Genomic DNA, 25,837 nt, shown 5'->3' with positions numbered 1-25,837 from the left:
TCCCCTTTTTGTATGATCGCCCCCTGCGCATTGGGGAATGTTCATGGACGTACAGGCAGGCGGCAACGCGCCGCCCACGAAATGGGGATGGCGTTATCTGGCGTGGGCCGGGGTGCCGTTGCTGGCCGGGGTGCTGCTGGCGCGGTATGCCGGGCCGGCGGCCCCCGAGATGGTCGCCCGTGCCACGGTTGCTGCCGAAGGCAGCTGGGCGCAGCATCTGGCGTCTCCGCTGGGCCTGTTCCTGCTGCAGCTGCTGGTACTGCTGCTGGTAGCCAAGGGCGCCGGTGCGCTGCTCAAGCGCTTTGGACAACCGGCGGTGATTGGCGAGATGGCGGCCGGCCTGATGATGGGCCCGCTGGTGCTCGGCAGCCTGCTGCCGCAGTTGCATGGTGCGTTGTTCCCGGCCAGCTCGTTGGGGCCGCTGGGCATGCTCAGCCAGCTTGGCGTGCTGATGTTCCTGCTGGTGGCCGGTGCCGAGCTGGACCTGGCGGCACTGCGCGGCCGCCGGCGTTTCGCCTTCACGGTCAGCCATGCCGGCATCGCGGTGCCGTTCGTGCTCGGCGTCGCGTTGGCGATCTGGCTGTATCCGCAGCACGGCCCGCAGGGCGTGGGCTTCACTGCCTTCGCACTTTTCGTCGGCATCTCGATGAGCATCACCGCGTTCCCGGTGCTGCTGCGCATCCTTGCCGACCGCGGCATCGCGCAGACGTCGCTGGGGCAGACCGCCATCGCGTGCGCGGCATTGGGCGATGCCACCGCATGGTGCCTGCTGGCACTGATCGTGGCGGCTGCACAGGCCAGTGGATGGCTGTCGGCCAGCCTCAACCTGCTGTGCGTGGTTGCCTTCGTGGCGCTGATGCTGGGGCTGGTGAAGCCGTGGTTCGCCCGCCAGCAGATCGCGCCGGGCCGTGAGGGGCGCTGGCTGCTCGGCATCCTGCTGCTGTCGTTGGGTAGTGCCCTGATCACCGAAATGCTGGGCATCCACGCGCTGTTCGGTGCCTTCGCTGCGGGCGTCGCGGTATCGTCCAACGTGCAGCTGCGCGACCTGTTGATGGCCCGCGTCGAACCGTTTGCGGTGACCCTGCTGCTGCCGTTGTTCTTCGCCATGACCGGCCTGCGCATGCGTGCCGATTCGCTGCAGGCCAGCGACATCGTGTTGTGCGGGGTGGTGATCGTGGTGGCTACGGCCGGCAAGCTGCTGGGCACCTTCAGTGCTGCACGCAGTGCCGGCATGCCCACGCGCGAGGCGTGGCGGTTGGGCGCGTTGATGAACACCCGTGGCCTGATGGAGCTGATCGTGCTCAACCTGGGTTACGAGCTGGGCCTGCTCGGCGACCGCCTGTTCGCGGTGCTGGTGGTCATGGCGCTGGTGACCACGGCGATGACCGGGCCGCTGCTGAACCTGATCGAGCGTCGCAGGGCTTGAGCGTTGAACGGTGGTGCCGGCCGCTGGCCGGCATCCACGCAGGTGTGCTCAGCAGCAAGAGGTTGCCGGCCAGCGGCCGGCACTACCGCGCCGGCACCAGTGTCATCACGTGCTGTGCCTTGCCAGGCAGGAAGGGCGTCGGCCGTCCATGCACCCAGTCCTCGTGGCCGGCGCCCCAGTAGGGTGACAGTGGATGGCCGCTCTGGCCGCCCGGCATGTGCACGATGCCGTCGGCCTCGTGGCCGGGCGAGACCACCATGCGCTCGGAAGCACCGAAGTTCGGCGTCTGCACGCGTGGCATGTCACGGTCGCCGGGCAGCTGGTCGGCGGGCATGCACAGCCAGCGCTTGGCGATGCCCGGCAGCGCCCGTGCGATGGGGTGGCAGATCGCCGCAGTGTTGCGTTCGCCCCAGGTGCGCTTGGACAGCGGTCCCTGCTTGGCCAGCTCGCTCTCGGTACGGCGTGCCGCGTCGATCAGCAGCGCATCCCAGCTGTCGAAGGCCGGTGGCAGCAGATGGGCCGGACGCTGTTGCAGCATCGGCCAGGCCACGCCTTCCAGCTGCGCCAGTCGCGGGTCGAGGTAGTCATCACCCAGCTGCGCATTGGCCGGTGCCAGCAGTGCATCGGACAACGTCTCCATCACCTGGGTGCGGAATTCACGTACTACCCGGTAGCTGACCGAACTGGCCGCGGCACGACCGCCCCATTGATGGCTGACTTCCTTCAAACGCTTCAGTGCAGGGTCGTCACTGCGCTCGATGACGTCGTGCAGCAGGGCCCACCAGCGCTGCAGGAACACCGCGCGATCGTCGAGCTGGATCGCCAGCAGATCGTGCTCGTCGAAACGGTCCTGGATGGCGAGCAGATCGCGGATCTGCCGCGCGCGGGCGCCAAGGTCATAACCACCGTTGCCGACATTGGCCAGTGCCTCGCCGTCGAGGACGCGGCCGTTGGCGGTCCACAGGCGATGGTTCGGTGGGTCGATCAATGCCGGCGATGCGTCGCTGCGGATCGGCCAGGGGGCGCAGTCCTGGTTGTTGGCGGCGGTGAAGCCGGCCGGTGCACAGCCCGGACCGCGGTCGGGGCGGGCGCCGATCAGGCGCCAGGCGATGCGTCCGCTGCGGTCGCCGACCACCAGGTTCTGTGCGGGGATGCCGGCGTGGTCGGCGAATTGCAGGGCACTGTCCAGGTCACCGGCGCGGGCCAGGTCACCGAAGTCCAGGCGCACCGCGCCGGGCAGGTGGGCGACCCAGCGCAGCGCATCGCCACTGCCATCGGCATGCGTGTGCAGGATCGGCCCCCAGGCGGTTTCGCGTACCGGGAACCGCACATCGCCCTGGCCGGCCACGGCGATGCGTTCTTCATGCACGGTCACCGTGGCGTTGGCCGGTTCAGTGCGGTAGTCCGCGGTGTCGATATAGCTGTTGGTGAAACCCCAGGCGACGTGCCCGTTGCTGCCGACGATCACCGCCGGCAGGCCAGGCAGCGAGAAACCGGTGACGTCGACCTGGCCGCCAGCGGCCTGTGGATCGGGGTAGCGCAGGCGCACACGGAACCACAGGCCCGGCGCGCGCAGGCCAAGGTGCATGTCGTCGGCGACGATCGCGCGACCGTCGGCGGTGAGCGCGCCGGCCACGGCGAAGTTGTTGCTGCCGATGACATCGGCCTCTTCCTGCTCGGTGCCCGGTTTCGCCTGCAATGTGCGCAGATCCAGCTGGCTGGCATCGGGCAGGGCAGCGTTGCCGGTGGGTTCGCCGAACAGCGGTGAATCCCATTCGGTGCCGTCGTGGGCGATCAATGCGTACAGCGCCGGCGGCACCACTGCGCGGATGCGGCTCAGTGCAAGCTCGGTCTGGTTGCCGGGGTCCTGCAGGTCGGCGTATATGGCCAGCCCGGTCAGCACGCTGTCGCTGGCCTGCCACGGTTGCGGCGACTGCCGCAGCAGCAGGTAGGCCCATGGCCGCACGGAGAGGCCGGCCAGGCCCTCATTGACCCCACCGACATAGGCGCTCACGGCTTCGACGTTGTCGCCCAGCGCAGCCTGCATGTTCGCCTCGGTGCGCGCGCGCAGCCGATGCACGCGCATGCGCTTGTCGGCATCGATCGCCTTCGGGCCAAACAGTGCGGACAGTTCGCCGGCGGCGCTACGGCGCATCAGGTCCATCTCGAAATAGCGTTCCTGCGCATGCACGCGGCCCAATGCGCGCATCGCGTCGGCCTGGCTGGTGGCGGTGATGGTGACCACGCCCAGCGCATCGCGCTCGATGGTGACCGGCCTGGCCAGGCCGGGCAGCGCATGCTCGCCGTCCAGGTCGGCCAGGCTGCCGCGCAGCAGCAGCCACAGGACCAGTGCGGTGACCAGCACGATGGCGACCAACACGCCCAGCACCCAACGCCATGTACGTCGCATCGCACGTCCTTTCCGAACTCGTGGGCCGATTGTAGCCGCAGGCGCAACTGCGACTGATTCCGATTAGATCACCGTATTTTGAAATGCGGCACCCTATGCCGCATCGATTCACAGGAGCCCCCCATGAAAGGCAACCCGGACGTCATCGCCTGCCTGAAGGAACTGCTGCGCGGCGAGCTTGCTGCCCGCGACCAGTACTTCATCCATTCCCGCCGCTACGAGGACCAGGGCCTGTTCGCGCTGTACGAACGCCTGAACCACGAGATGGAAGAGGAAACCCAGCACGCCGATGCGCTGCTGCGCCGGATCCTGTTCCTGGGCGGCGACCCGGACATGCGCCCGCATGCCACCGAGCCGGGCAAGACCGTGGAAGAGATGCTGCAGAAGGATCTCGACACTGAATACGCGGTTCGGAACAATCTCGCCGCCGGCATGAAGCTGTGCGAGGAGAAGGGTGACTACGTGAGCCGCGACATCCTGTTGGCCCAGCTGAAGGACACCGAGGAAGACCACGCCTGGTGGCTGGAGCAGCAGCTGGGCCTGATCAAGCGCATCGGCCTGGAGCTGTACCAGCTGAGCAAGATCGACGGCAACGGCGCCCCGGCGCACTGAGCCGGCACCGCGCTTCGGTAGAGCCGACCCGGTAGAGCCAACTCGGTAGAGCCGACTGTTAGTCGGCTGCCTTTCGGCAGAGCAGCCGACTAACAGTCGGCTCTACCAGGAGCAAAAGAGCAGCCGACTAACAGTCGGCTCTACCAGGAGCAAAAGAGCAGCCGACTAACAGTCGGCTCTACCAGGAGCAAAGGAGCAGCCGACTGACAGTCGGCTCTACCAGGAGCAAAAGGCAGCCGACCAGCGGTCGGCTCTACCAGGCGCACAAAGCAATGTCGCCCGCCAGCACCGGAGCACCGCCAGCCAGCCTTCGCCAGCCAGCTGCTCCACCGCCCGCCAGCCGACAACGAAAAAGCCGGGGAATTCCCCGGCTTTTTCGTGTCCGGGGTCGGATCCGTTTTCAACGAAAACGGCTCTGACCCCATTGGGATCGAAAACGCCAACCGAGGTTGGCGTTTGCCGGGGGTAATGCGTGTCAACCAAGGTTGACACCCACCAGGGGCAGGGCCCCAGCCCTCATTCCACCGACAACCCTTCCACCTTCTGCCAGCCGCGCGGCAGCAGGTGGCCGCGGGTGGCGCGGGCGCCGAGGTAGGCGTCGAGCTCGTTGAACTTCAGCCCCATCGTGCGCTGACCGCTGCGCACCTGCAGGGTCTGCCCCGGGCTGATCGCCACGATGGCGACCACGCGTTCAGTGGCGAGCTTGGCCTTCGGGATCTCGATGATCTTGTTGCCCTTGCCCTTGTCCAGTTCCGGCAGGTCGTTGGCGGCGATCGCCAGCAGGTTGCCGGAACTGGTCACCGCCACGATGCGGTCGGTGGCCACGTTGGCGACCATCGACGGGGTGAGCACCGACGAGCCGGACGACAGGTTCAGCATCGCCTTGCCGGCCTTGTTGCGACCGATCAGGTTCTCGAAGCGGGTGACGAAGCCGTAGCCATGGCTGGAGGCCAGCACGAAGCGGGCATCCGGCTCGGCACTGGCCAGGGTCACGAAGCTGGTACCCGCTGCCGGCGAGAAGCGGCCGGTCAGCGGCTCGCCGTTGCCACGCGCGGAGGGCAGGGTGTGCACCGGCGTCGAGTAGGCGCGGCCCTCGCTGTCGAGGAACGCGACCTGCTGGGTGCTGCGCGCACGCACCGCGCCCTGCAGGGCATCACCGTCGCGGTAGGAGAGGGCGGACGCATCGACGTCATGGCCCTTGGCGGCACGGATCCAGCCCTTTTCCGACAGCACCACGGTCATCGGCTCGCTCGGCACCAGCTCGGTCTCGTCGATGGCCTGCGCGGCCTGGCGCTGCACCAGCGGCGAACGGCGCGCGTCGCCGAACTTCTTGGCGTCGGCCGTCAGTTCGTCGCGGATCAGCTTCTTCAGCTTGGCCTTGCTGTCGAGGATGCCGAGGATCTTCTCACGTTCCTTGGCCAGCTCGTCCTGCTCGCCGCGGATCTTCATCTCCTCCAGGCGGGCCAGCTGCTTCAGCTTGGTTTCCAGGATGTACTCGGCCTGTTCCTCGGACAGGCCGAAGCGCGCGATCAGCGCCGCCTTCGGTTCGTCCTCGGTACGGATGATGTGGATCACCTCGTCCAGATTGAGGAAGGCGACCAGCAGGCCTTCCAGCAGGTGCAGGCGGCGCTCGACCTTCTGCAGGCGGTGCTGCAGGCGGCGGGTGACGGTGTTGCTGCGGAAGGTCAGCCATTCGCTGAGCAGCATCTTCAGGTTCTTCACCTGCGGACGGCCGTCCAGCCCGATCACGTTGAGGTTGACGCGGTAGCTGCGCTCCAGGTCCGTGGTCGCGAACAGGTGGCCCATCAGCTGGTCGGCGTCGACGCGGTTGGAACGTGGCACCAGCACCACGCGCACCGGGTTGGCGTGGTCGGATTCGTCGCGGATGTCTTCCAGCCACGGCAGCTTCTTGGCGCGCATCTGCGCGGCGATCTGCTCGATCACCTTCGACGGCGACACCTGGAACGGCAGCGCCGTCACCACGATGTTGTTGGCTTCCTTGTTGAAGGTCGCACGCGCACGCACGCTGCCGTTGCCGGTCTCGTAGATGTTCCGCAGATCGTTGGCGGCGGTGATGATCTCGGCGCTGGACGGGTAGTCCGGGCCCTGCACGTGCTCGCACAGGTCGCGCACGGTCGCATCGGGGTTGTCCAGCAGGTGCAGCAGTGCGCTGACGATCTCGTTGAGATTGTGCGGCGGCACGTCGGTGGCCATGCCCACGGCGATGCCGGTGGTGCCGTTCAGCAGCAGGTGCGGCAGCCGCGCTGGCATCCAGGTCGGTTCCTGCAGGGTGCCGTCGAAGTTCGGTGCCCAGTCGGTGGTGCCCTGGCCCAGTTCGCCCAGCAGTACTTCGGCGATCGGGGTCAGCTTGGATTCGGTGTAACGCATCGCCGCGAATGACTTCGGGTCATCGCTGGAGCCGAAGTTGCCCTGGCCCTCGATCAGCGGGTAGCGGTACGAGAACGGCTGCGCCATCAGCACCAGCGCCTCGTAGCACGCGCTGTCGCCGTGCGGGTGGTACTTACCGATGACGTCACCGACGGTGCGCGCGGACTTCTTCGGCTTGGACGCAGCATTCAGGCCTAGCTCGCTCATCGAATAGATGATGCGGCGCTGCACCGGCTTCAGGCCGTCGCCGATGAACGGCAGGGCGCGGTCCAGGACCACGTACATCGAGTAGTCGAGGTAGGCGCGTTCGGCGTACTCGCGCAGCGGCAGTTGTTCGAATCCGTGGAACACGGGGCGGGCAAGTTCGGTCATGCGGCGTTGTTACCTATGTCGGGAGGCGGCGACGGCGGTCGCCGCTCGCAATCCTGTGATTATCCGGATGCGGCGGGGGATGCCAAGCCACGTGCAGGGTCCAGCCCGGTTTCCAGGCCGTGGCCGGCCCGCGCCAGGTAGCGCCCCGGTGGCAGCCCGAAGTGGCGGCGGAACACGGTGACGAAGGCACTGGCGCTGCTGAAGCCCAGTGCATGGGCGATGTCGGCCACGCTGCGGCCATCGGTCAGCTGGCGCAGGGCTTCGGACAGGCGGGCCTGTTGCCGCCACTGGGCGAAGCTGAGCGTGGTCTCGTCGCGGAAGTGACGGGTCAGGCTGCGCGGCGACAGGCCGGCCCAATGCGCCCATTCGGCCAGGCTGCGCTCGTCGGACGGGTCGGCCAGCAGCTGCGAGGCGATCTTCAGCAGGCGCCGGTCGTGCGGCATCGGCAGGTGCATGCGCTGGCGCGGCGCGGTGCGGATCTCGTCCAGCAGCACCTCGATGATGTGCTGGCGCTCGGGCGTGGTGTCATAGCCCAGCGGCCATTCGCAGATGCGGTCGGCCAGCGCCTGCGCCAGCTTGGACAGGCCCAGTACGCAGGGATCGGCGGGCAGGGTGGCGCAGGCCGGCGCGGCCAGCGCCATGCCCCAGCCGCGCAGCGGACCGTCCAGGGTCACCGTATGCGGCTCCAGCGGCGGCATCCAGCCGGCCGAACCCGGCGCCAGCGACCACGTCCCGTGCGAGGTGCGGGTGGTCAGCAGGCCACGCTCGACACAGATCAGCTGGGCGCGCTGGTGGTGGTGCCAGTCCACTTCCCGGACCAGCCCCTGCGGGCTGTCGAAGCGGAAAGCGACCACCGGTGGGCCATCGTTGCGCTCGAACCAATCCAGTGCGTCGTCCCTGAGCAGGCGCTTGGGAGCGGGAATTTCTGCCTTGTTCATCATGTCCGCTGGCTGAAATGTGTCATCCATTGGCTGAATTGTACTACCGGGCCACCTGACCAGATCATTAAGGTAGGCGCCTTCATTGATCCAGCCCACTGCTGCAACACAGCATTCGATGCCAGATCGAATATTTCCATTGAGAAATATTTTTTTTGGAAGAGAATGCTCCCCCATGATCTGTCCTGCAACCACTCCCCCCAGTTTCGGCCTGCTGCTGCGCCAGGTGCGCGACGGCCTGGTCCGGCAACTCGACGCGTCCATGGCTGAAGAAGACCTGGGTATCGGCTTCACCCACTACATCGGGTTGAAGGTGCTCTCGCACATGGCCCCGTGCACGGCCAACGAACTGGCCCAGGCCATCGACCAGGTACCCAGCGCAGTCACCCGCCTGCTGGACAAGCTCGAGGCACTGGGCTGCGTCCGCCGCGAACCGCATGCGCAGGACCGGCGTGCGCTGCAGATCGTGCTGACCGATGAAGGCCGCGCATTGTGGGCGCGGTTGAAGCTGCGTGGCGACGCGGTGATGGATTACGCCCTGCGTGATCTTTCCGCCGACGAGCGCACGCTGCTGCTGTCCCTCCTTACCCGAATCCGCGATTCCCTGACGACCCCATGAACCCGATCCCGCATTCCACTCTCCGCCGGTCCGGGCGCGCGCTGCTGGTGTCAGCGCTGGCCCTGGCCCTGGCCGCCTGCGCCAGCAGTCGTGGCCTCAACCCGCAGGGCCACGTGCTTGACGTGGACAGTCTGCACAGCGAACGCACCCTGGCCGACACCGACCTGAGCGCCACCGGCTTCCCGGCGCAGGACTGGTGGAAGGCGCTCGGCGATGCGCAGCTGGACGCGCTGGTCGCCGAGGGCCTGGCCGGCCACCCGAGCCTGGACGCCGCCGACGCGCGCCTGCGCCAGGCCCAGGCCCAGGTCGGCACCGCACGTGCCGATGAGCTGCCCAGCCTGTCGGTGTCGGGTGGCTATACCGGGCTGCGCCTGCCTGAGTCGATGGCAGGCAGCGAGATCGGTGGCCATTACGCCGGCAGCAGCCAGGTCGCCTTCGACTTCAGCTATGGCGTGGACCTGTGGGGCGGCAAGCGCGCCGCTTGGGAAGCGGCGGTGGACGGCGCGCACGCCGCCACCGTTGAAGCGCAGGCCGCGCGCCTGAACCTGTCCACCGGCATCACCCAGGCCTATGCCGACCTGGCCTACGCGTGGCAGCTCAACGACGTGGCCGAGGAAGAGCTGAGCCGCTCGCAGAAGTCACTGGAACTGACCCGCCAGCGCCGGCGCGCCGGCATCGACAGTGACCTGCAGGTGCGCCAGGCCGAGGCCCGCGTGCCGGCCGCCCAGCAGCAGGTGCAGGCTGCGCAGCAGCGCATCGATGCGGCGCGCACCGCGCTGGCCGCGCTGGTCGGCAAGGGTCCGGACCGCGGCCTGTCGATCCAGCGCCCGCAGCCGCTGAACCCGCTGGCGCTGCAGCTGCCGGGCGTGCTGCCCAGCGAACTGCTGGGCCGTCGCCCCGACATCGTTGCCGCACGCTGGCGCGTTGAAGCGGCCGACAAGCAGATCAAGGTTGCCAAGACCAGGTTCTACCCGAGCTTCAACCTGACCGCGCTGGCCGGCGTGGTCGCCCCGAACGTGGGTGACCTGCTGAAGAGCAGCTCCACCTTCGCCTACATCGGCCCGGCGCTGAGCCTGCCGATCTTCGAAGGTGGCAAGCTGCGCGCCAACCTGGCCAACACTGATGCGCAGTACGACCTGGCGGTGGCCAACTACAACCAGACCGTGCTCGACGCACTGCGCGACGTCGCCGACCAGGTCAACGCGGTGCGCTCGCTGGCGCAGCAGGCGCACTCGCAGCAGCAGGCGGTGGATACCGCACGCTCGGCCTTCGACCTGGCCCAGCAGCGTTACCGCGCCGGCATCGGCAGCTACCTGGACGTGCTGGCCGCGCAGTCCACCCTGCTGCAGTCGCAGCAGCAGCTGGCCGGCCTGCAGTCGCAGCAGGTGCAGTCCTCGGTGCGCCTGAGCAAGGCGCTGGGCGGTGGTTTCCAGCCCGCTGACGCCGACCGCGCACCGATCGCCTCCCATTCCGATTCCTCGCATTCCTGAAGACGCCCGCCATGAGCCAGACCCAAGACACCGCGGCCCCGGCCGCCCCCAACCGCCGCGGCAACCTGCTGCGCGGCCTGTTCGTGATCGTCGTGCTGCTGCTTGCCGCACTGGCGCTGTGGTACTTCATGTTCGGCCGTTGGTTCGAAGAGACCGACGATGCCTACGTGCAGGGCAACCAGGTGCAGATCACCCCGCTGGTGGCCGGTACCGTGGTCGCCATCAACGCCGATGACGGCATGCGCGTGGAGCGCGGCCAGCTGCTGGTGCAGCTGGACCCGTCCGACACCGCGGTGGCACTGCAGCAGGCCGAAGCCAACCTGGCCAAGACGGTACGCCAGACCCGCGGTCTGTACCGCAGCGTGGAAGGCGCCCAGGCGGACTTGAACGCCCGCCAGGTGACCCTGAAGCGCGTGCGCGAAGACTTCGCCCGCCGCAAGGACCTGGCCGCCACCGGCGCCATCTCCAACGAAGAACTGGCCCACGCCCGTGACGAGCTGGCTGCCGCCGAAGCGGCCGTGGCCGGCTCGCGCGAGACCGTCGAGCGCAACCGCGCGCTGGTCGACGACACCGTGATCGCCACCCAGCCGGACGTGCAGGCGGCTGCCGCGCAGCTGCGCCAGGCCTTCCTCAACAACGCCCGCGCCGGCATCGTCGCGCCGGTCACCGGCTACGTCGCCCGTCGTTCGGTGCAGGTCGGCCAGCGCGTGCAGCCGGGCAATGCCCTGATGGCCGTGGTGCCGACCGAGCAGATGTGGGTCGAGGCCAACTTCAAGGAAACCCAGCTGCGCCACATGCGCCTGGGCCAGGAAGTGGAGCTGAAGTCGGACCTGTACGCCGGTGACGTGAAGTACAAGGGCCGCATCCAGAGCCTTGGCCTGGGCACCGGCTCCGCGTTCTCGCTGCTGCCGGCGCAGAACGCCAGCGGCAACTGGATCAAGATCGTGCAGCGCGTGCCGGTGCGCATCGCCATCGATGCCAAGCAGCTGGCCGAACACCCGCTGCGCATCGGCCTGTCGATGAAGGCTGAAGTGAGCCTGCGCGACCAGAAGGGCGAAGTGCTGCCGAGCACTCCGGCCAAGGGCACGGTGTTCGACACCGACGTGTATGCCAAGCAGCTGCATGATGCCGACGAGGTGATCCACACGATCATCCAGGGCAACCTGCCGCAGCAGCAGGCGAAGGTGGGCTGAGGTCGCCATGTCCGCACAAGCTCCAGCCGCGCCCGGCGCTCCGGGCGCACCGGCGGCGCCGGGTGCGGCCTCCGGGTTCCTGCCGCCCAGCGTCGCACTGTGCACCGTGGGCCTGGCGATGGCCTCGTTCATGCAGGTGCTCGACACCACCATCGCCAACGTCTCGCTGCCGACCATCGCCGGCAATCTCGGCGCCAGTTCGCAGCAGGCGACCTGGGTCATCACCTCGTTCGCGGTCAGCACGGCCATCGCGCTGCCGCTGACCGGCTGGCTCAGCCGCCGTTTCGGCGAACGCAAGCTGTTCGTCTGGGCCACGCTGGCCTTTGTCATCACCTCGCTGCTGTGCGGCCTGGCGCAGAGCATGGGCATGCTGGTGCTGTCGCGTGCGCTGCAGGGTTTCGTGGCCGGCCCGATGTACCCGATCACGCAGTCGCTGCTGGTCTCGATCTATCCACGTGAGAAGCGCGGGCAGGCATTGGCACTGCTGGCGATGATCACGGTGGTTGCGCCGATCTGTGGCCCGATCCTCGGTGGCTGGATCACCGACAACTACAGCTGGGAGTGGATCTTCCTGATCAACGTGCCGCTGGGCATCTTCGCTGCGCTGGTGGTGGGCAACCAGCTGAAGGGCCGCCCGGAGCAGATCGAGAAGCCGAAGATGGACTACGTCGGCCTGGTCACCCTGGTGATCGGCGTCGGTGCGCTTCAGCTGGTCCTCGACCTGGGCAACGACGAGGACTGGTTCTCGTCGATGAAGATCGTGGTGCTGGCCTGCGTAGCGGTGGTGACGCTGACGGTGTTCCTGATCTGGGAGCTGACCGACAAGGATCCGATCGTTGACCTGAAGCTGTTCCGGCACCGCAACTTCCGCGCCGGTACGCTGGCGATGGTGGTGGCCTACGCGGCGTTCTTCAGCGTGGCGCTGCTGATCCCGCAGTGGCTGCAGCGTGACATGGGCTACACCGCGATCTGGGCGGGCCTGGCGACGGCGCCGATCGGCATCCTGCCGGTGATCATGACCCCGTTCGTGGGCAAGTATGCGTCGCGCTTCGATATGCGCATGCTGGCCACGGTCGCGTTCATCGTGTTGTCGATGACCAGCTTCCTGCGATCGAACTTCAACCTGCAGGTGGACTACATGCACGTGGCCGGCGTACAGCTGATCATGGGCATCGGCGTCGCGCTGTTCTTCATGCCGGTGCTGCAGATCCTGCTGTCGGACCTGGATGGACGCGAGATCGCGGCGGGCTCCGGCCTGGCCACGTTCCTGCGTACGCTGGGTGGCAGTTTCGCGGCGTCGCTGACGACGTGGCTGTGGGCGCGGCGCACCCAGGTGCACCATGCCGACCTGACCGAGCATATCTCGGCCTATCAGCCGGGCATGCAGGACCAGGTCACGGCGATGGGGCAGGGCGACCTGCAGCACGGCGCAGCGGTACTGAACAACATGATCAACCACCAGGCATCGCAGATGGGCTTCAACGACATCTTCTTCCTGCTGGGCTGGATCTTCCTGGCGATCATCACGTTCCTGTGGCTGGCCAAGCCGCCATTCGGCGCAGGCGCAGGTGCGGCCGCCGGTGGTGGACACTGAAACTCCCTGGAAACACCGTGCTGTATTTTGACCCCGCCGCGAGGCGGGGTTTTTGTTGGGGCGACGCTGGTCGCGCGGGCATTGCCATCAGGGTGGTGCAACGGCGCAGGTTCAGCGCGTGCGATAGACGCGTTTGAACACCACCCGGTCGGAAGACAATCGGGAAATGGCCCAGATCCCCGCCACAAGTACGGCGCCGCATGCGAGCCAGCCGGCAGTGGCCTGAAGTCGGCTGCCGACAAGTGCGCCGCAGATGATGGCGGCGACAAAGACAAGCATTACGGCCTCCTTTGATGGGCCGTAGTGGACCTCGGCCTGGCATCCCACGCATACGCTTACGCCGTGGTTCGAGCCGGTATGGCAGTGTGGGCAGATGATGCTGCGCTGCATTGGTGCGTCCTTTTGGGGAGAGGAGGGGCGCTGGTCAGGTCGTGGCGATACACCTGCAACCGGCTCCCGCAAATCTGCCTCCCACCGAAAAGGAATCGGGTGGATCTCGACTAGGAAAAGTACGAATTGAACGGGGAACGTGAAATGCGCCCCAAAAGGGGGCCGTTCAAGGTCTGGTGACGACGCGCCGGGAGGAGGTATGCACCCGCAGACGACGCCCGGGCGGTGCGAGATACGACAGTCCGAGTGGCGGTTGCGATGCCAGGATCGCCAAACCCCGGAAACGAAAAAACCCGCTTTCGCGGGTTTGATCATCTTGAGTCGTGGTGCCCAGGAGAGGACTCGAACCTCCACGGTTTTACCCGCTAGTACCTGAAACTAGTGCGTCTACCAATTCCGCCACCTGGGCGACTCAGGAGATGAATTGTGCGGGACGGCAGAGAGTGTGTCAACAACATTTCACACATTTTTCTGCGGCTGCACGCCCAGGTGAAGCAGCAGGCTGCGCATCGCCGGTGACAGCTGCGCCCATTCGGCGAAACAGGCGCACAGGCGGCGCTGTGCCCACGCATCTGCAAGCGGAACCGCAACAGTACGGGTATTGCGTCGATGCTGGCGGGCGATGGTACGCGGCACGATGCCGACACCAATGCCGTGGCCGACCATGATGCACACGCCTTCGAACGTCTTCATGCGGATGCGCACGTCCAGGCGTCGCCCGAGGTCGCGTGCCTGGTCTTCGATGTAGGCCTGCAGTGCATTGCCGTCGGCCAGCGCGACGAAGGTCTCGCCGGCAACATCGGCGAAGGCCACGCTGCGCCGCGATGCGAAGCGGTGTTCCGCGGGCAGCAGCATCACCAGTGGATCTTCGGCGACCACGTGCTGCTGCAGGCCGGCAGCGTCGACCGCATCACTGATGATGCCGGCTTCGGCCTGGCCAGCATTGATCGCACGCACGACTTCGGGGCTGGTGCGCTCCAGCAGTTCCACGTGCAGGCGCGGGCGTTCGGCCAGCCACGGTGCCAGCCGCGAAGGCAGGTAGTTGGTCAGTGCTGCGGTGTTGGCATACAGATGCAGTGTGCCGCGCGCGCCGTGCGCGAACGCCTGCAGTTCACCGCGCAGCTGCGCCTGCTGCTGCAGGATCAATCGTGCATGGTGGGCGAGGGCGGCGCCGGCTTCGGTCAGGCTGACGCCGCGGGGGTGCCGGTTCACCAACGCGGTGCCGGCATCGGCTTCGATCGTGCGCAGGCGTTCGCTGGCCGACGCCAGTGCCAGGTTTGCCTGCGCTGCGCCGGCCGTGATGCTGCCCGCCTCGGCAATCGCCAGGAACAGGCGCAGGTCGGCGATATCCATCCGCATGTGATGCCCTCATCGCAACGGCTGCGCCTTCGGGTCAGCCGAAGGCAAGGCCGGAAACACCGCATTGTGCGCCGAGCGGCCGGCCGATCCAATGAAGGCATGAATGAATCGATGTACTTCTACGTGCTGCTGGTGGTGGTGTTCGTGCTGGCCGGTGTGGTCAAGGGTGTGACTGGGATGGGGTTGCCGACGGTGGCGATGGGGCTGCTGGGCAGCACACTGTCGCCGGTGTCGGCGGCGTCGATGCTGTTCATTCCCACTTTCGTCACCAATGCGTGGCAGCTGTTGTCCGGGCCGTCACTGGACCGCATCGTGCGGCGCCTGTGGCCGATGATGCTGGCCGTGGTGGTGGTGACGCTGGGCTCGGCGGCGCTGCTGGTGCGGGTCGATCGCACCTGGTCGCGCGTTGCGCTGGGCGTGGCATTGGTGGTCTATGCCGCCTATGCGTTGCTTGCGCCGGTGTTCCGCGTGCAGCAGCGGCGCGAGCGTTGGCTGGGGCCGCTGGTGGGGGCGTTGTCGGGCGTGGTGACCGGCGCCACCGGCGTGTTCGTGATGCCGGCGGTGCCGTACCTGCAGTCGCTGGGGTTGCAGCGCGAGGAGCTGGTGCAGGCGCTGGGGCTGGCGTTCACGGTGTCAACGATTTCGCTGACCGCCGGCCTGGTGCTGCACGGCGCATTCGGCATCCAGCAGCTGGGGCTGAGTGCGCTGGCGGTGCTGCCGGCATTGCTGGGCATGTGGCTGGGGCAGGTGATCCGGCAGCGCATCAGTGCGCGGGTGTTCCGGGGCTGCTTCCTGGGTTTCCTGCTGCTGCTCGGGCTGGAACTGGTGCTGCGGCCGCTGCTCTGATGCCGGATTCCGGGCATGAAAAAACCCGCTCTCGCGGGTTTTTCTCATTCTCGACGTGGTGCCCAGGAGAGGACTCGAACCTCCACGGTTTTACCCGCTAGTACCTGAAACTAGTGCGTCTACCAATTCCGCCACCTGGGCGTCGAGGAGCGAGATTATGGGGTGTTGTTACGGGGGTGTCAAACACTTTTTCTGGATCCGGTGTCGGACCTCGTTTCGCGTGCGGAGCGGGCTCTGACCCCATCTCACTCGCTTGGGGTCGGAGCCCTTTCCTTCGGAAAGGAATTCGGCCCCGTTGCTGGATTGCAGGCAAAAAAAATCCCCGCCGAAGCGAGGAGTTTTTTCGTTGGTGCCCAGGAGAGGACTCGAACCTCCACGGTTTTACCCGCTAGTACCTGAAACTAGTGCGTCTACCAATTCCGCCACCTGGGCGTTCCAGAGGCGCAATTGTGAAGATGAATCCGCAGGCTGTCAACGACTTCCTGAATATTTTTCACGCAAGGCCGTCAAGACGGCCACTGACCCGTTCTGCACGCCGTCAACGGCTACCATGGAGGGCGATGACTACCAAAAAACCAAGCAAGGGCGGGAGCACCTCCCGCGGCCAGGCCCCGAAGAAGGGCGCCAAGGCGGGCACGGCCCGCACCACCAAGCCGGGCAAGCCGTTGCCGGGCTGGTTCCCCGAATTGAATGAAGGCGGCGCACCGCCGCGTGGCCGCAAGGTCCGCAGCAGCGACGCACCGGGCCCGGCCCCGGGCCGCAAGTTGCCGCCGACCGGCAAGGTGATCGACGATCCCTATGCCGCCCGCGAAGCAGAGAAGTACGAACAGCCCATCGCCAGCCGCGAAGCCATCCTGGCCCTGCTGGAGCGTTGCGAAGGGCCGCAGACGGCAGAGGAACTGGGCGCACGCCTGGGCCTGACCGCCCCGGACCGTGCCGAAGCACTGTCGCGCCGGCTCGGCGCCATGGTCCGCGACGGCCAGCTGGTGCAGAACCGCCGCGGCGGCTTCGCCCCGATCCAGACCCTGAACCTGGTCACCGGCGTGGTGATCGCCAACCCGGAGGGGTTCGGCTTCCTGCGCCCGGTCGAGGGCGGCGACGACCTGTTCCTGCCGCCGTATGAAATGCGCAAGGTCATGCACGGCGACAAGGTGCTGGCCCGCGTGACCGGCATCGACCACCGTGGTCGCCGCGAAGGCAGCATCGCCCGCGTGCTGGAGCGCGGCATGACCCGCCTGATCGGTCGCTTCAGCATCGAGATGGGCATCAATTACGTGGTGCCCGACGACAAGCGCGTGCAGCGCAACGTGCAGGTGCCGCCGGACCAGACCGGCGGCGCGCGTGACGGCCAGCTGGTGGTCTGCGAGCTGACCCAGGCGCCGGACAGCCGCCGCCCGCCGATCGGCCGCATCATCGCCGTGCTCGGCGACAAGCTGACCGCCTCGCTGGTGGTGGAGACCGCCATCCACGGCCACGAACTGCCGTTCGAGTTCCCGCAGGAGGTGCTGGACGAAGCCGCCTCGGTGCCGCTGGTGGTCGAGCCGGCGATGATCGGCGGCCGCGTCGACCTGCGCAGCACGCCGCTGGTCACCATCGATGGCGAAGATGCCAAGGACTTCGACGACGCGGTGTACTGCGAGCCGAACGCCGATGGCTTCCGGCTGGTGGTGGCGATTGCCGATGTCTCCAACTACGTCCGGCCCGGCACGCCACTGGACGAAGAGGCGCAGAAGCGTGCCACCTCGGTGTACTTCCCGGGCTTCGTGGTGCCGATGCTGCCGGAGACGCTGTCCAACGGCATCTGTTCGCTGATGCCGAAGGTCGACCGCATGTGCTTCGTCTGCGACATGCAGATCGACCGCGACGGTCTGGTCACGCATTCGCGCTTCTACGAAGCGGTGATGAACTCGCATGCGCGCCTGACCTACACCCAGGTGTGGAAGGCGGTGGGCGAGGACGATGCCGATACCAAGGCCTGGATGGGCGACCTGCTGCCGCAGGTGCAGCGCCTGCACCAGCTGTACAAGGTCCTGTCCAAGGCGCGTGCCAAGCGTGGCGCCATCGAGTTCGAAAGCAGCGAAGTGCGCTTCGTGCTGGACAACCGCGGTGAAGTGACCCAGGCCGGCATGCTGGTGCGCAACGACGCGCACAAGCTGATCGAGGAATGCATGATCGCGGCCAATGTGGAGGCGGCGAAGTACCTGCTGTCGCGCCATGTGCCGGCCCCGTACCGCATCCACGAGAAGCCGCCGGAAACCAAGTACGCCGACCTGCTGGAATTCCTCAAGGAGTTCAAGCTGAGCCTGCCGCCATGGTCGAAGGTGCGCCCGGGCGATTACACCAAGCTGCTGAAGAAGATCCGCGACCGCCCCGATGCCACGCTGCTGGAATCGGTGCTGCTGCGCAGCCAGAGCCTGGCGATCTACAGCCCGGAAAACCACGGTCATTTCGGTCTGGCACTGGAGGCGTACGCGCACTTCACCTCGCCGATCCGTCGTTACCCCGACCTGCTGGTACACCGCGCGATCAAGCACGCGTTGTCCGGCAAGCCGCTGGACAAGTTCACCTACAACGCGCGCGAAATGGCTGCGCTGGCGCTGCAGTGCTCCGAGCGCGAGCGCCGTGCCGATGAAGCCGAGCGCGAGGTCGACGAGCGTTACCGCGCGGCGTGGATGGAAAAGCACGTGGGTGGCCAGTTCGATGGCGTGATCAGCGGCGTGACCAGCTTCGGCCTGTTCGTGGAGCTGGATGAGTCGAAGGTGCAGGGCCTGGTGCACGTGACCCAGCTGCCGCAGGACTATTACAAGTTCGACGCCACGCGCAAGACGCTGACCGGCGAGCGCCGCGGCAGCAGCTACCGGCTGGGTGACCGCGTGCGGATCCTGGTACTGAAGGCCAGCATGGAAGAGCGCAAGATCGACTTCCGCCTGGTCGAACACAAGGGCGAGGACGAAGGCGATGGCCTGCCGCCGCTGCCCGAGCGTGGCAAGCCGGCCAAGCGCACCAAGAAGCAGTATTGAAAGACGTGCCGACCAACGGTCGGCACCCACCTTACCCGGTCGGCACCCACCTCACCCGGTAGGTGCCAACCTTGGTTGGCACGACGTTCCGGAGGAACCCCAGCATGCAAGGCCAACCCGAATACAGCGGCGGCTGCCAGTGCGGCGCGATCCGCTTCCAGGTGCGTGGCGCGCTGACCGACAGTTCGATCTGTCATTGCCGGATGTGCCAGAAGGCCTTCGGTGCCTACTACGCACCGCTGGTGTCGGTGCGTGGCGTGCAGTTCAGCTGGACCCGTGGCCAGCCGCGCTATTTCCAGTCCTCCAACGTGGTGCGCCGGGGCTTCTGTGCCGACTGCGGTACGCCGCTGAGCTACGAGGCGCCGGACGGCGTGGCGGTGGCGGCCGGCGCCTTTGACGAACCCGAGCGCCTGCCGCCGACGATCCAGTACGGGGTCGAGCGCAAGCTGCCGTTCGTCGATACGCTGGCCAGCCTGCCGGCCCGTCGTACCGAGGAAGACATCGCGGCGCTGGAGTTCCTGGCCACCATCGTGTCCCATCAGCACCCGGACCACGACACGCCGCACTGGCCGCCGCGCAGCCGGTAACGCCCCTGTAGCGCCGAGCCCAGGCTCGGCTGGCAGGTCGCCGCGGCCTCAGCCCGGCAGCGAGCGCAGGCTCGGCTCAACAGGGGCCCCGCCGCAGCGCCCGGCCCGCCGATGCTCTACCATAGCCACCCCCTTTCCGGTCCCCGCCCGCATGAGCAAGAACAGCCAGTGGATCGTCGGCGTCAACGCCGTCGCCTCCTCCATCGAGAACGACGCCGAGAACGTCCGCGAAGTGCTGGTCGAGGCCGGTGCGAAGAACCCGCGCCTGACCGAGATCGAGGAAAACGCCCGCCGCAAGGGCATCGACGTGCGCAAGGTGAACAGCCAGGCGCTGGACGGTGTCGGCGGTTCGGTACGCCACCAGGGCGTGGCCGCTCGCTATGCCGCCGCCCGCACTTACAGCGAGAACGAGCTGGAGGGCCTGGTCACCGCAGCCGAGGGCAAGGCCCTGCTGCTGGTGCTGGACGAAGTGCAGGACCCGCACAACCTGGGCGCTTGCCTGCGCTCGGCGGCTGCCGCAGGCGCCACTGCCGTGATCATCCCCAAGGACAAGTCGGCCACGGTGAACGCGACCGTGCGCAAGACCTCGGCCGGTGCCGCCGATCTGATCCCGGTGGTGGCGGTGACCAACCTGTCGCGCTGCCTGAAGGACCTGCAGAAGCAGGGCGTGTGGATCTACGGCCTGGCCGGCGAAGCCACCGCTTCGCTCTACCAGCTGGACCTGAAGGGCAACATTGCCCTGGTGCTGGGTGGCGAGGCCGATGGCCTGCGCCGCCTGACCCGCGAGAACTGCGATGGCCTCGTCAAGATCCCGATGCCGGGCGAGATCGAGAGCCTGAACGTCTCCGTTGCCGCCGGCGTCAGCCTGTTCGAGGCCGTGCGCCAGCGCGGTTGATTTCGGGGTCGGATCCCTTTTCCATGTGCCGTGTCGACCAAGGTCGACACCTACCGGGCCGTTGCCGTGTCGACCAAGGTCGACACCCACCGGGCAGTCGCCAACCTGGGTTGGCGCCCTTGCCGCCTCACCCCGCGCTGCCGCCCAGCGCCTTGAACAGGGTGACGTCGTTGTTCAGCTGGCCCTGGCGCACGCGCGCCAGCGACAGCTCGGCATCACGCCGGGTCTGCTGCGCTTCCAGCCAGGTGCGCAGGTCGGTGGCACCTACGCGGTAGCGCACTTCCTGCGCGCGCTCCACTTCCACTGCTTCGTCGTACGACGCCTGCGAGGCCGCCACCTGGCGCGCCAGCTGCTCGCGTGCCGACAGCGCGTTGTCCACTTCCGACAGCGCGGTGTACAGCGTCTTGCGGAAATTGGTCGCGGCGATCTGATAGCTGGTGCCGGCGATGTCGGTATCCAGCTGCGCGCGCTGCAGGTTGAGGAACGGCAGCGACAGGCCGGCGCCCAGCGTGGCCACCGGGTTGCGCAGCACGTCACCCAGCGACGTTGCACTGGAGCCGAGGCTGCCGGTCAGGCTCAGCGCCGGGTAGTACTGGGTAGCGGTCACCTTGATGGTCTTCAGGCTGTTGCGCAGGCGAAGTTCGGCCGCGCGCAGGTCGGGACGGCGGCCGAGCAGCTCGGCCGGCAGGCCTTCGTTGATCCCGGGGCTGCGTGCGCCCAGCAGGTCCTGCGGTTCGTCCTGCTGCGGCCAGGGCGTGCCGTCCAGCAGCACGGTCAATGCATTGCGCACCTCCACCCGCTGCTGTTCCAGCGCGCTCTGCGAGGAACGCTGCGACTGCAGGTTCTGCAGCGCCTGGCGCACTTCCAGGCGCGATACCGCACCAGCGTCGAAGCGGGCCTGCACCAGGTCGCGGGTGCGCTCCAGCCGCTCCAGGTTGGCCTGGCCGGTGGCGATGGACTGGTTGAGATAGGCCAGGTTCCAGTACTGGGTGATGGTGTCGCCGATCACCAGCAGCGCGGTGTTCTGCCGGTCTTCCTCGCTGGCCTCGGCTTCCCAGCGGGCGATGTCGCGCTGGGTGCGCAGACGGCCCCACAGATCGACCTCCCAGCCCAGCGAGACGCCGGTGGAATAGCTGCGGCGCCAGTCGTCGGCCTGATCGGTGGCGCGGCTGGCATTGCCGCTGACGCCGGACGACGAAGGCTGCGGCCACAGCGCATTGCTGGCCAGGCCGGCCTGCAGGCGCGACCGCTGCACGGCCAGGCCAGCGGCGGCCAGATCGCTGTTGGCGGCCAGCGCCTGCGCCACCAGGCGATTCAGTCGTTCATCGCCGAAGCCCGTCCACCAGCTGTCCTGGCGGATGTCGCGGCCCAGTGTATCCAGGCTGCTGCGCGGGTCGTCGGCCGGTGCGTTGAGGGTGGCATCGCCACGGCCGTAGCTGGCCGCCACGTCGGGGGCCTGCACCGGGTAGCGGCCCACCGAGGCACAGCCTGAGAGGGCAAGCAGAACAGCGCCCACCAGCAGCAGGCGCGAGGGAGCAGGGAAGGGCAGTCGGGTCATCATCTTCATTCGCGGGCCAGGGCCTCCACCGGGTCCAGCTGCGCGGCGTTGCGCGCGGGCAGGAAGCCGAATGCCACGCCGATCAGGGTCGAGCAGGCGAACGCGGCAACGATCGAGGCGGTGGAGAACAGCACCTGGAAGTCACTGGCGAAGCGGCCGATCATCGAGCCCAGCAGCAGGGCCAGGCCGATGCCGAGCAGACCACCGAGCAGGCACACCAGCACCGCTTCGATCAGGAACTGCTGGCGGATGTCACTCTGCCGTGCCCCCACCGCCATGCGCACGCCGATTTCGCGGGTGCGCTCGGTCACCGAGACCAGCATGATGTTCATCACGCCGATGCCGCCGACCAGCAGCGCGATGGCGGCGATGGCGCCGATCAGCAGGGTCATCGTGCGCGTGGTCTGCTCGATGGTCTGGCGGATCTCTGCGCTGTTGCTGAGGAAGAAGTCCTCGGTGCCGTGGCGCAGGGTCAGCAGGCGGGTGATCGCTTCCTGCGCCGCATCCATCGGCGTGTCGTCGTCCACGCGCACGGTGATGCTGGAAACGTGGCTCTGGCCGAGCATGCGCGACATCACCGTGGTGTAGGGCACCCAAACGCTGAGGCTGGTGCTGCCACCAAAGCCGAAGCTCTGGCGCTTGGCCACGCCGACCACGCGTGCCGGTACGTTGCCGAGCAGGATCACCTGGCCGACCGGATCGACATCGGGGAAGAACTGGGTCTGGGTATTCTCGTCGATCACCGCCACCTGGCCGAGGCCCTTCACCGCGTCGGTATCGAAGAAGCTGCCGCTGAGCAGGGTCACGCCCTTGACCCGGAAGAACTGCTCGCCGACGCCACTGACCTGGGCGGTGGAGGACTGGTTGCGGTAACGCGCGGTGACCGAGGTCGACACGCTGGGGGTGGCGCTGTCCACGTAGCTCTGCTTTGACAGTGCATCGGCATCGCTGGCCTTGAGCGTCTGTACCCGCGCCGAGCGCATGTCACCGAAACCACGGCCGGGATAGACGTCGATGGTGTTGGTGCCGAGCGCGCTGATGTTCTGCAGGATCTGCTGCTGCGAGCCATTGCCCAGCGCCACCACCGAGACCACCGAGGCGATGCCGATGATGATGCCGAGCATGGTCAGGAAGGTGCGCAGCCGATGTGCGTTCATCGCCAGCAGGGCCATGCGGAACGCTTCGGTGAAGCGGTCACGGGCCGCCCGCCAGCTGTTGCCGCGGGCCACGCCGGTGCTGGCCTCGCGCTGCGCGCGGTAGGTCGGTGCGTTCGGATTGGTGCGGTCGGCGATGATCTCGCCATCGCGGATTTCGATGATGCGCTGCGCGTGTTCGGCCACGCTCATGTCGTGGGTGACGATGATGATGGTGTGGCCTTCGGCGTGCAGCTCGCCGAGGATCGCCATCACTTCCTCGCCGGATTTCGTGTCGAGCGCGCCGGTCGGTTCGTCGGCCAGGATCACCTCGCCGCCGTTCATCAGCGCACGTGCGATCGACACGCGCTGCTGCTGGCCACCGGACAGCTGGCCCGGCTTGTGGTGCATGCGGTCGCCCAGGCCCAGCCGCTGCAGCAGCTGCTCGGCACGCGCGTTACGCACCGGGCCGGGGCTGCCGGCATACACCGCCGGCACCTCCACGTTGCCGCGCGCATCCAGGTCGCCCAGCAGGTGGTAGCGCTGGAAGATGAAGCCGAAATGCTCGCGGCGCAGTTCGGCCAGTTCATCCGGCGCCATCCTGCCGGTTTCGCGGCCGGCCACCTGGTAGCTGCCGCGGGTAGGGCGATCGAGGCAGCCGAGGATGTTCATCAGCGTCGACTTGCCCGAGCCGGACTGGCCGACGATCGCCACCATCTCGCCGGCGTGGATATCCAGGTTGACGTCGCGCAGGACGGCGATCACATCATCGCCCGCCGGGAATTCGCGTCGCAGGTCGCGCAGGCGCAGCAGCGGCGCCTTCGTGCTCATCGGCGCGGACCCATGCCCGGGCCGCCGACCCGCATCTGCATGCCGCCGCGGTTGCCGCCGCCGGCGCTGGCACCGGCCGCACCGGCTTCGCCCACCACCACGCGTTCGCCTTCCTTCAGCCCGGACAGGATTTCGGCCGAGGCGCCGTTGTTGATGCCCACGGTGACCTTGCGCGGTTGCGGCTGGCCCTTGTCGTCCAGCACCCGCACCATGCGCTCGTCGCCGCGGCGCTTCGGTCCCAGCGCCACCGCCGGCACCATCAGCACGTCCTTGGCCTGCTTGAGCAGTACCGAGACCTGCGCGGTCATGTCGATGCGCAGGGTGCCGTCCGGGTTTTCCACGTCGAACAGCGCGTTGTAGTAGACCGCGCTGCTGGAACTGGAGCTGGACGAACTGCTGGAGCTGGACGAGTTCTCGTTGGCGATCGAAGCCGGCGCCGGATTGATCTGGCGCAGCGTGGCGTGGTACTTGCGGTCGGGGTCACCCAGGGTGGTGAAGTACACCGGCATGCCGGCCTTGATCTTGACCACGTCGGCCTCGGAGATCTCGGCGTTGACCGTGACCACGTCCAGCCGCGCCAGCATCACGATGGTGGGCGCGGTCTGGTTGGCGTTCACGGTGCGGCCTTCCTCGGCCACCACCGCCACCACGGTGCCATCCATCGGCGCGGTGATGCGGGTGTAGGCCAGGTTGGCGCGGGCGGTGCCCAGCTCGGTCTGGCGGCCCTTGATCTGCGCCTCGTAGGACTGCAGCTGGGCGCGGGCAGTTTTCAGCTGTGCTTCGGCGGCATCGTATTCCTGGCGCGAGGTGGCCTCGGCCGCCAGCATCTGCTGCTGGCGCGCGAACTCCAGTTCGGCCTGGCGCAGGGTGGCCTGCTGCACGGCGCGCTGGGCGGTGACCTGGTCCAGCGAAGCCTGCGCGTTGAGCACCTGGTTCTGCTGGGTGGTGGCATCGATCTCGGCGATCAGGTCGCCTTCCTTCACGGTATCGCCCAGCTGTACCTTCAGCGACTTGATCTGGCCCGAGGCCTGCGCGCCGACGCTGACCAGCTTGTAGGCGTCGATCACGCCGGTGGCTTCCACGGTCTGCTCGATGTCGCCGCGGCTGACCGGAGTGGTCGCCACCGCCGGGGCGGCGGGTTTGCGCAGCAGCCACCAGGCGGCGACGGCCACGATCAGGGCGAGCAGGGCGATCAGTATCAGGCGACCACGGCGGGTCGCGGGCAACAGGCGGAACGTCACGTCGTGGCTTCACTCTCGGGGCCGCGGCGGCGGCGTTGGTGGGCATTGTGAAGACCGGGCGACAGGCGGCTCAATCCTCGGGGTATGTCTCTATGTAACACTGTCGGTGAATACGCGTAACCACAGGTATCCCGCTCATGGCTGGATACACTGGTACGCATTGCCCCGGATGCGGTTCAGCTGCCGACACGGGATGATCGCGACATGGAGACTGAAAACACGATGCATCGATTGCTGATCGTCGACGACGACAACGACATCCGCACCCTGCTGGCCGAGCAGCTCGGCCGCGCCGGCTACCAGGTGAGCACGGCCGCAGACGGCACTGCCATGCGCCAGCTGCTGGACCGCGAACACGTGGACCTGATCGTGCTCGACCTCAACCTGCCGCGCGAGGATGGCCTGACCCTGTGCCGCGACCTGCGGGCGCGCTCGAACACCCCGGTGATCATGCTGACCGCGCGCGCCGAGCCGATCGACCGCGTGCTCGGCCTGGAAATGGGCGCCGACGACTACCTGGCCAAGCCGTTCGAACCGCGCGAGCTGCTGGCGCGCATCCGCAACGTGCTGCGCCGGACCGAGGCGCTGCCGGCCAACCTGGAGCCGCTGGCGGTGCGCCGTGCGCGTTTCTCGCGCTGGGTGTTCGACCTGGAGCATCGCCACCTGGTCGATCCGGACGATCGCGTGGTGGTGCTGTCCGGTGCCGAGTTCCGCCTGCTGCGCGTGTTCATCGCCCATGCCAACAAGGTGCTGTCGCGCGAACAGCTGGTCGCGCTCAGCAGCGGCCGCAACTACGAGGCGCAGGATCGCGCGATCGACCTGCAGGTCAGCCGCCTGCGCAACAAGCTGGGCGATGACGGTGGGCCGGATGGCCTGATCAAGACCGTGCGCAACGAAGGCTACGTGCTGGCCTCCTCGGTGAACCTGGAATAAGC

The 25,837-nt window shown here is 67.4% G+C and carries 18 protein-coding genes, 3 tRNA genes and 1 pseudogene; 11 read left to right on the top strand and 11 right to left on the bottom strand.

Annotated elements, in window-relative coordinates; genetic code table 11:
• Positions 1-37 precede the first annotated feature (37 nt).
• Entirely contained in the window at positions 38-1,426 is a 1,389-nt protein-coding gene (locus JLDANKMP_RS01950; RefSeq protein WP_212560397.1) for a cation:proton antiporter, read from the top strand.
• 82 nt (positions 1,427-1,508) lie between these two features.
• Here JLDANKMP_RS01950 and JLDANKMP_RS01945 read toward each other — a convergent pair whose 3' ends face one another.
• Positions 1,509-3,836, bottom strand: a complete 2,328-nt coding sequence (locus JLDANKMP_RS01945) for a penicillin acylase family protein (RefSeq protein ID WP_212560396.1) — start codon at positions 3,834-3,836, stop codon at positions 1,509-1,511.
• Between the two features lie 123 nt (positions 3,837-3,959).
• Here JLDANKMP_RS01945 and bfr point away from each other — a divergent pair, with 123 nt between their 5' ends.
• Positions 3,960-4,448 (top strand): bacterioferritin, encoded by a 489-nt coding sequence (gene bfr, locus JLDANKMP_RS01940; protein ID WP_005408763.1) that lies wholly within the window; start codon positions 3,960-3,962, stop codon positions 4,446-4,448.
• 516 nt (positions 4,449-4,964) lie between these two features.
• On the opposite strand, the gene parC is transcribed toward bfr, so the two are convergent.
• Both parC and JLDANKMP_RS01930 read right to left on the bottom strand, forming a co-directional pair.
• Positions 4,965-7,208 (bottom strand): DNA topoisomerase IV subunit A, encoded by a 2,244-nt coding sequence (gene parC, locus JLDANKMP_RS01935; RefSeq protein ID WP_005408764.1) that lies wholly within the window; start codon positions 7,206-7,208, stop codon positions 4,965-4,967.
• 59 nt (positions 7,209-7,267) lie between these two features.
• Positions 7,268-8,149 carry a helix-turn-helix transcriptional regulator gene (locus JLDANKMP_RS01930; protein WP_005408765.1) on the bottom strand — a complete coding sequence of 294 codons (882 nt, stop codon included), beginning with the start codon at positions 8,147-8,149 and terminating at the stop codon, positions 7,268-7,270.
• 172 nt (positions 8,150-8,321) lie between these two features.
• Between JLDANKMP_RS01930 and emrR the strand changes: the two genes are divergently transcribed.
• Genes emrR through emrB form a run of 4 tightly spaced genes read left to right on the top strand, consistent with a single transcriptional unit; the run spans position 8,322 to position 13,042 of the window.
• Entirely contained in the window at positions 8,322-8,765 is a 444-nt protein-coding gene (gene emrR / locus JLDANKMP_RS01925; RefSeq protein WP_005408766.1) for a multidrug efflux system transcriptional regulator EmrR, read from the top strand.
• Positions 8,762-10,255, top strand: coding sequence for a multidrug efflux transporter outer membrane subunit EmrC (emrC, locus tag JLDANKMP_RS01920; RefSeq protein ID WP_212560395.1), 1,494 nt, complete (start codon positions 8,762-8,764; stop codon positions 10,253-10,255). Before emrR ends, emrC begins: the two co-directional genes overlap by 4 nt.
• An 11-nt stretch (positions 10,256-10,266) precedes the next feature.
• Complete coding sequence (gene emrA / locus JLDANKMP_RS01915) at positions 10,267-11,448, top strand: multidrug efflux MFS transporter periplasmic adaptor subunit EmrA (RefSeq protein ID WP_005408768.1); 1,182 nt, start codon at positions 10,267-10,269, stop codon at positions 11,446-11,448.
• A 7-nt stretch (positions 11,449-11,455) separates the two neighbouring features.
• The gene (gene emrB, locus JLDANKMP_RS01910) at positions 11,456-13,042 is read left to right on the top strand and encodes a multidrug efflux MFS transporter permease subunit EmrB (RefSeq protein WP_005408769.1); all 1,587 of its coding nucleotides are present in this window, start codon (positions 11,456-11,458) and stop codon (positions 13,040-13,042) included.
• Between the two features lie 111 nt (positions 13,043-13,153).
• On the opposite strand, the gene JLDANKMP_RS22235 is transcribed toward emrB, so the two are convergent.
• The 3 genes from JLDANKMP_RS22235 to JLDANKMP_RS01895 all read right to left on the bottom strand — a co-directional run bounded on the left by JLDANKMP_RS22235 (position 13,154) and on the right by JLDANKMP_RS01895 (position 14,791).
• A complete protein-coding gene (locus JLDANKMP_RS22235) occupies positions 13,154-13,321 on the bottom strand; it encodes a hypothetical protein (protein ID WP_185812461.1) in 168 nt (55 codons plus the stop codon).
• Between the two features lie 435 nt (positions 13,322-13,756).
• Positions 13,757-13,841: transfer RNA gene (locus tag JLDANKMP_RS01900), tRNA-Leu, on the bottom strand.
• A gap of 50 nt (positions 13,842-13,891) precedes the next feature.
• Positions 13,892-14,791, bottom strand: a complete 900-nt coding sequence (locus tag JLDANKMP_RS01895; RefSeq protein WP_212560393.1) for a LysR family transcriptional regulator — start codon at positions 14,789-14,791, stop codon at positions 13,892-13,894.
• Positions 14,792-14,890: 99 nt separating this feature from the next.
• Between JLDANKMP_RS01895 and JLDANKMP_RS01890 the strand changes: the two genes are divergently transcribed.
• Positions 14,891-15,637, top strand: coding sequence for a sulfite exporter TauE/SafE family protein (locus tag JLDANKMP_RS01890; protein ID WP_087803314.1), 747 nt, complete (start codon positions 14,891-14,893; stop codon positions 15,635-15,637).
• A 56-nt stretch (positions 15,638-15,693) separates the two neighbouring features.
• On the opposite strand, the gene JLDANKMP_RS01885 is transcribed toward JLDANKMP_RS01890, so the two are convergent.
• Together JLDANKMP_RS01885 and JLDANKMP_RS01880 are read right to left on the bottom strand one after the other, a co-directional pair.
• A tRNA-Leu gene (locus JLDANKMP_RS01885) sits at positions 15,694-15,778 on the bottom strand.
• A 206-nt stretch (positions 15,779-15,984) separates the two neighbouring features.
• A tRNA-Leu gene (locus JLDANKMP_RS01880) sits at positions 15,985-16,069 on the bottom strand.
• Positions 16,070-16,428: 359 nt separating this feature from the next.
• Between JLDANKMP_RS01880 and rnr the strand changes: the two are divergent.
• From rnr to rlmB, 3 genes and pseudogenes are all read left to right on the top strand, one after another.
• A pseudogene (gene rnr / locus JLDANKMP_RS01875) lies at positions 16,429-18,657 on the top strand (ribonuclease R); the annotation flags it as partial.
• A 104-nt stretch (positions 18,658-18,761) separates the two neighbouring features.
• Positions 18,762-19,244: a GFA family protein gene (locus JLDANKMP_RS01870; protein WP_005408774.1), complete on the top strand. Its 483-nt coding sequence runs from the start codon at positions 18,762-18,764 to the stop codon at positions 19,242-19,244.
• Positions 19,245-19,395: 151 nt separating this feature from the next.
• Positions 19,396-20,139 carry a 23S rRNA (guanosine(2251)-2'-O)-methyltransferase RlmB gene (gene rlmB / locus JLDANKMP_RS01865; protein ID WP_005408775.1) on the top strand — a complete coding sequence of 248 codons (744 nt, stop codon included), beginning with the start codon at positions 19,396-19,398 and terminating at the stop codon, positions 20,137-20,139.
• Positions 20,140-20,266: 127 nt separating this feature from the next.
• Here the strand turns inward: rlmB and JLDANKMP_RS01860 are convergent, their stop codons facing one another.
• The 3 genes from JLDANKMP_RS01860 to JLDANKMP_RS01850 are packed head-to-tail and all read right to left on the bottom strand — an operon-like array spanning position 20,267 to position 24,902.
• Positions 20,267-21,706 carry a TolC family protein gene (locus JLDANKMP_RS01860; RefSeq protein WP_212560391.1) on the bottom strand — a complete coding sequence of 480 codons (1,440 nt, stop codon included), beginning with the start codon at positions 21,704-21,706 and terminating at the stop codon, positions 20,267-20,269.
• Complete coding sequence (locus JLDANKMP_RS01855) at positions 21,703-23,661, bottom strand: MacB family efflux pump subunit (RefSeq protein ID WP_212560390.1); 1,959 nt, start codon at positions 23,659-23,661, stop codon at positions 21,703-21,705. The genes JLDANKMP_RS01860 and JLDANKMP_RS01855 overlap by 4 nt, the downstream gene beginning before the upstream one ends.
• Positions 23,658-24,902: an efflux RND transporter periplasmic adaptor subunit gene (locus JLDANKMP_RS01850; protein ID WP_005408778.1), complete on the bottom strand. Its 1,245-nt coding sequence runs from the start codon at positions 24,900-24,902 to the stop codon at positions 23,658-23,660. Before JLDANKMP_RS01850 ends, JLDANKMP_RS01855 begins: the two co-directional genes overlap by 4 nt.
• A 204-nt stretch (positions 24,903-25,106) precedes the next feature.
• Between JLDANKMP_RS01850 and JLDANKMP_RS01845 the strand changes: the two genes are divergently transcribed.
• Positions 25,107-25,835 (top strand): response regulator, encoded by a 729-nt coding sequence (locus JLDANKMP_RS01845; RefSeq protein WP_005408779.1) that lies wholly within the window; start codon positions 25,107-25,109, stop codon positions 25,833-25,835.
• Positions 25,836-25,837: the final 2 nt, after the last annotated feature.

Origin of the sequence: Stenotrophomonas sp. PE591, from assembly GCF_018320795.1 — a bacterium.
Classification (GTDB): Bacteria; Pseudomonadota; Gammaproteobacteria; order Xanthomonadales; family Xanthomonadaceae; genus Stenotrophomonas; species Stenotrophomonas maltophilia.
The sequence above is the reverse complement of the archived record's forward strand: the minus strand, read 5'-3'. Positions and strand labels throughout refer to the sequence as shown.

What these genes read in the sequence shown, in the direction of transcription:
- emrA (WP_005408768.1), top strand. Translation starts at nt 10,267, where the DNA reads ATGAGCCAGACCCAAGACACCGCGGCCCCGGCCGCCCCCAACCGCCGC.
- JLDANKMP_RS01890 (WP_087803314.1), top strand. Translation starts at nt 14,891, where the DNA reads ATGAATGAATCGATGTACTTCTACGTGCTGCTGGTGGTGGTGTTCGTG.
- JLDANKMP_RS01855 (WP_212560390.1), bottom strand. Translation starts at nt 23,661, where the DNA reads ATGAGCACGAAGGCGCCGCTGCTGCGCCTGCGCGACCTGCGACGCGAA.
- bfr (WP_005408763.1), top strand. Translation starts at nt 3,960, where the DNA reads ATGAAAGGCAACCCGGACGTCATCGCCTGCCTGAAGGAACTGCTGCGC.
- JLDANKMP_RS01950 (WP_212560397.1), top strand. Translation starts at nt 38, where the DNA reads ATGTTCATGGACGTACAGGCAGGCGGCAACGCGCCGCCCACGAAATGG.
- JLDANKMP_RS01870 (WP_005408774.1), top strand. Translation starts at nt 18,762, where the DNA reads ATGCAAGGCCAACCCGAATACAGCGGCGGCTGCCAGTGCGGCGCGATC.
- rlmB (WP_005408775.1), top strand. Translation starts at nt 19,396, where the DNA reads ATGAGCAAGAACAGCCAGTGGATCGTCGGCGTCAACGCCGTCGCCTCC.
- JLDANKMP_RS01945 (WP_212560396.1), bottom strand. Translation starts at nt 3,836, where the DNA reads ATGCGACGTACATGGCGTTGGGTGCTGGGCGTGTTGGTCGCCATCGTG.
- JLDANKMP_RS01895 (WP_212560393.1), bottom strand. Translation starts at nt 14,791, where the DNA reads ATGCGGATGGATATCGCCGACCTGCGCCTGTTCCTGGCGATTGCCGAG.
- parC (WP_005408764.1), bottom strand. Translation starts at nt 7,208, where the DNA reads ATGACCGAACTTGCCCGCCCCGTGTTCCACGGATTCGAACAACTGCCG.
- JLDANKMP_RS01860 (WP_212560391.1), bottom strand. Translation starts at nt 21,706, where the DNA reads ATGAAGATGATGACCCGACTGCCCTTCCCTGCTCCCTCGCGCCTGCTG.
- emrC (WP_212560395.1), top strand. Translation starts at nt 8,762, where the DNA reads ATGAACCCGATCCCGCATTCCACTCTCCGCCGGTCCGGGCGCGCGCTG.
- emrB (WP_005408769.1), top strand. Translation starts at nt 11,456, where the DNA reads ATGTCCGCACAAGCTCCAGCCGCGCCCGGCGCTCCGGGCGCACCGGCG.
- JLDANKMP_RS01930 (WP_005408765.1), bottom strand. Translation starts at nt 8,149, where the DNA reads ATGATGAACAAGGCAGAAATTCCCGCTCCCAAGCGCCTGCTCAGGGAC.
- JLDANKMP_RS22235 (WP_185812461.1), bottom strand. Translation starts at nt 13,321, where the DNA reads ATGCTTGTCTTTGTCGCCGCCATCATCTGCGGCGCACTTGTCGGCAGC.
- emrR (WP_005408766.1), top strand. Translation starts at nt 8,322, where the DNA reads ATGATCTGTCCTGCAACCACTCCCCCCAGTTTCGGCCTGCTGCTGCGC.
- JLDANKMP_RS01845 (WP_005408779.1), top strand. Translation starts at nt 25,107, where the DNA reads ATGGAGACTGAAAACACGATGCATCGATTGCTGATCGTCGACGACGAC.